At 43.0% G+C, this 3,524-nt stretch carries 2 protein-coding genes; one reads left to right on the top strand and one right to left on the bottom strand.

The genetic code is table 11. The features are described from left to right. The first annotated feature begins 403 nt into the window (after nt 1-403). Nucleotides 404-1,192, top strand: coding sequence for a lipase (locus ACED25_RS23065; RefSeq protein WP_371696227.1), 789 nt, complete (start codon nt 404-406; stop codon nt 1,190-1,192). Nucleotides 1,193-1,289: 97 nt separating this feature from the next. Here ACED25_RS23065 and ACED25_RS23060 read toward each other — a convergent pair whose 3' ends face one another. Then, on the bottom strand, nt 1,290-3,155 hold the full coding sequence (locus ACED25_RS23060; protein ID WP_017077332.1) for a methyl-accepting chemotaxis protein: 1,866 nt from the start codon (nt 3,153-3,155) through the stop codon (nt 1,290-1,292). Between the last annotated feature and the right edge of the window lie 369 nt (nt 3,156-3,524).

Genomic DNA, 3,524 nt, shown 5'->3' with positions numbered 1-3,524 from the left:
GCGAACGCCGAGGGATTTTAAATCCCTTGTGTCTACCAATTCCACCACCAGGGCAACGCAATCATGCGATGCTGATTACCGAAGAGTAAAACACCATCTCTCTGCGACCTAAGCCGTGAGAACGAGGTGTACTTTAACGGATAGAAAAAATTCGTCAACAGTAAATTTTATCTTTCAATTCAAGTGATTAATTATCGAACTCAAACGAATGAATTTAGTGCAGCTTGTACGGTTCTTATTCGTAGACTTTGAGTTTGAGTTGGAATTCAAAGGCCGAATTCCCATTTTCAGACTCACAAAATACTGTCAATTCCATTGAATTAGAGAAACACGACTTAGTTTTCATGTGCTTTTCACATTCAAAGGCTAGAGTTTTAAGTAACGACTATTACGAAATGACAACGTGAAGCCACTAAAACGATACCAATATGAACGCTACGCTGTGCTCTGCAACCTCGCCTACCCTAGAGTTTTTAAACAAACTCGTTACGGTTTTGGCCCTAATGGACAGCGCATCATAAAGAATCAGTTTGGCAAAACCATGATTCGAGTCTTATGGAGCAGCGACAAAGATGAAGTCGTCGTGGTTATCAAGGGGTCACACAGCGTTTCTGACTGGCTACTCACTTTTGCTCTATGGACAAGAAGCTGTAAAAGGATTGGGCTGAACTATCGTGTACATGCCGGGTTCTACCATCTCATGTTTCAAGGAAGCCAACCAAGCCGTAATGAAGATAAACTGGGACAAACTGTCATTGAACGCTTGGAAACCACTTTAATTCCTCTATTGGAACAAGGCAAAAGAATATCGATTACTGGCCACTCTTCTGGTGGCTCTATTGGTTGTGTATTCGCTGATTACTTGGACCAAAAACACCCAGGTTGTATTAAACGAATCGTCACGTTTGGACAGCCCGCGGTCGGTGATTGGAGTTTCAAAAAGAACTACCGCTTGAGCAAGAAAACCTACCGTATCTGTTGCGAAATCGATATTGTCACCTTCATGCCGCCCGTACCGCTGTTGTATTGGCATGTAGGCAAAGTACTTTGGCTCTATAACGGCAGGATTTACGAAAACACACCGACGTTAATACGCCTCGGGCGATCAATATTCAGTTGGTTAATCCGGCCTTTCTCTTATCACCTAATGAGTAAGTATATTCGTAACAAAGACTTCTTTGACAAACATTGAGCATGCTCTATAAATAAAAAAGAGCACACGCTTTAACAGCCAGTGCTCTTTCTAGTTTCTAATTGATCTTTGTGCTTAAGCTAATATTAGCCTGAACTTAAAGCTTGAATCGTGACAGCTCTTGTTTCAAGTCACTCGCTAAATGACTTAGCTGATCGGCTTGTGAAACCGCATCGGTCGCATCAACTGCCATCACATCACTCACTTCACGAACAGATTCGGTATTCGCATTGATTTCAGCGGTAACCAGTGACTGCTCTTCAGCAGCAGAAGCTATCTGAGTTGCCATATCGCTGATCATCTGAATTGCCTCACGTATTTGAGCCAAGCTCTCTCCCGCCATATCCACGTCATGTACGCTTGTTTTCGCCATATCGTGGCTTTGTGTCATCACTTTAACGGCACCACTAGTCGCTTGTTGTAAGCGCTTGATCTTGTCTTCGATCTCTTCTGTTGAAGCATGAGTTCGTTGTGAAAGCACTCGAACCTCATCGGCAACCACTGCAAAGCCTCGACCTTGTTCGCCTGCCCTTGCTGCTTCAATTGCCGCATTGAGTGCAAGTAAGTTAGTTTGCTCCGCTATTTCGCGAATCGTCGCCAAGATAGACGCGATTTGTTGACCATGCTCTTCAAGCTCGCTGATGATAGACACAGCGCTTGTTAGCTCTGTTGCAAGCTCATTGATCGATGATTGGCTTTTAGCCATCTGTTGGAAGCCTTGTTCGCTCAACTCAACAGAGTGAGTCGCACTTTTGGCCGTACTATCAGCATTCGTAGCAATTTCTGCTGTTGCTGTCGCCATTTCTGTCACAGCTGTTGCAACCATTGTGATCTCGTCTTGCTGTCTGCTGACGCTATCGCTGCGTTTTAATGCGCTGCTGTTGGCGTGTTCAGCTCCGTTATTCATTGCCGTCGAAACATCAGTCACGTTTTTCATCATTGCATGAAGTCTATCTACGAACACATTAAACTTGTCGGCAAGTTGCCCTACTTCATCTTTACTCGACACTTGAAGGCGCTGTGTTAAATCACCTTCCCCTTCCGCAATATCAGCTAATGCTTCACTCACTCGACCCAGTTCAACTAATTGACGAGCCACAAACCATGAGGTTGCTGCAGCCATAACGATCAATACAATCAAACCTGTGGTGATTTGGCTAATCAACATATCGAACAACGGCTGCTCTAGTACGTCTTTATCCATTTCAATCACAAGTAGCCAGTCGGTGCCTTTAATAGGCTCAGCCATGATGACGCGCTCATCACCATCAACTTGTGTAAAAATTGTCGTTAAGTTTTGTGCAGCACTGTTTAATCCAGAAACACTTAATTCAGGTGCTATCTCTTTGACTTGCTTAAGGATGAAATCTTTATTCTTATGAGCAACGACCGTGCCTTGCTTATCAATTAGGATCGCTCGTCCATTACCTGGAACCTGAATAGCCAACACATCTTCAATTAGCTTGTCTAACGCAAGGTTAGATGCCACAACACCTATGATCGATCCATTCTCGGTCACAGGATCGGTCAATGTCACCACTAAGGTTTGCATGGTTACACTCACGTAAGGCTTGGTTGTTACTGCGCGGTTCTCAGCTAAGGTTTGTTTATACCAACCTCGAACTCTTGGGTCATACCCCGCTTTATTCAATGAAGGATCATGACGGAACATCTCACCTTCTTTGTTACCGTAATAACTCAATCCAAACCCACCAGATACCAAGGTTTGACGTAAATGAGGAACGATATCTATTGAAGGGTTAAGCTGTACTTGTTGTTTAAGCCCATGTACTGCTTGTTTCTTATCGTAAAACCAGTCACTGATGCCCTTTGCATGGGCTTGAAGTGTATTACGACTTTCACTTTCTATAGCTTGCCAGCTGTTTGTTTGAAAAGTCTTATAACCCATGAAAAGAAGAATGGCAGATGTAACAGCAATCGCCAAAACTACAGAGAAAACCATTTTTCTCTTTAGACTAAATTGCATATTTAAGAACCTCTTATAGAATAATTAAAGAAATATAAAGAGGGACACTATCACTCATACACATGTTTTAATTAGAGTTATCCCATAAAACAATGAAACAAATTGAGCATTATGGTTAATTGTGACTTTGATTTATTTAGCGGTCTATCAACAAAGGTTCAACTTAGGATTCCACCAAAACGGCGTTGGGCTTAGCAAATATCAAAGGGAGAAATGAAGAGGTAAGGACGAAGAAACAAGAAGCAAAGTGCCAGAAACGAAAAAACCAACCACTAGGGCTGGTTTTTCTGAATGATGGAGGCGCCTCCCGGAGTCGAACCGAGGTCCACGGATTTGCAATCCGCT

Origin of the sequence: Vibrio sp. 1F263 (assembly GCF_041439035.1) — a bacterium.
GTDB classification, from domain to species: domain Bacteria; phylum Pseudomonadota; class Gammaproteobacteria; order Enterobacterales; family Vibrionaceae; genus Vibrio; species Vibrio tasmaniensis_A.
The sequence above is the reverse complement of the archived record's forward strand: the minus strand, read 5'-3'. Positions and strand labels throughout refer to the sequence as shown.

Excerpts from the sequence above, each read along its gene's own strand:
- ACED25_RS23060 (WP_017077332.1), bottom strand. The coding sequence starts at position 3,155 with ATGGTTTTCTCTGTAGTTTTGGCGATTGCTGTTACATCTGCCATTCTT.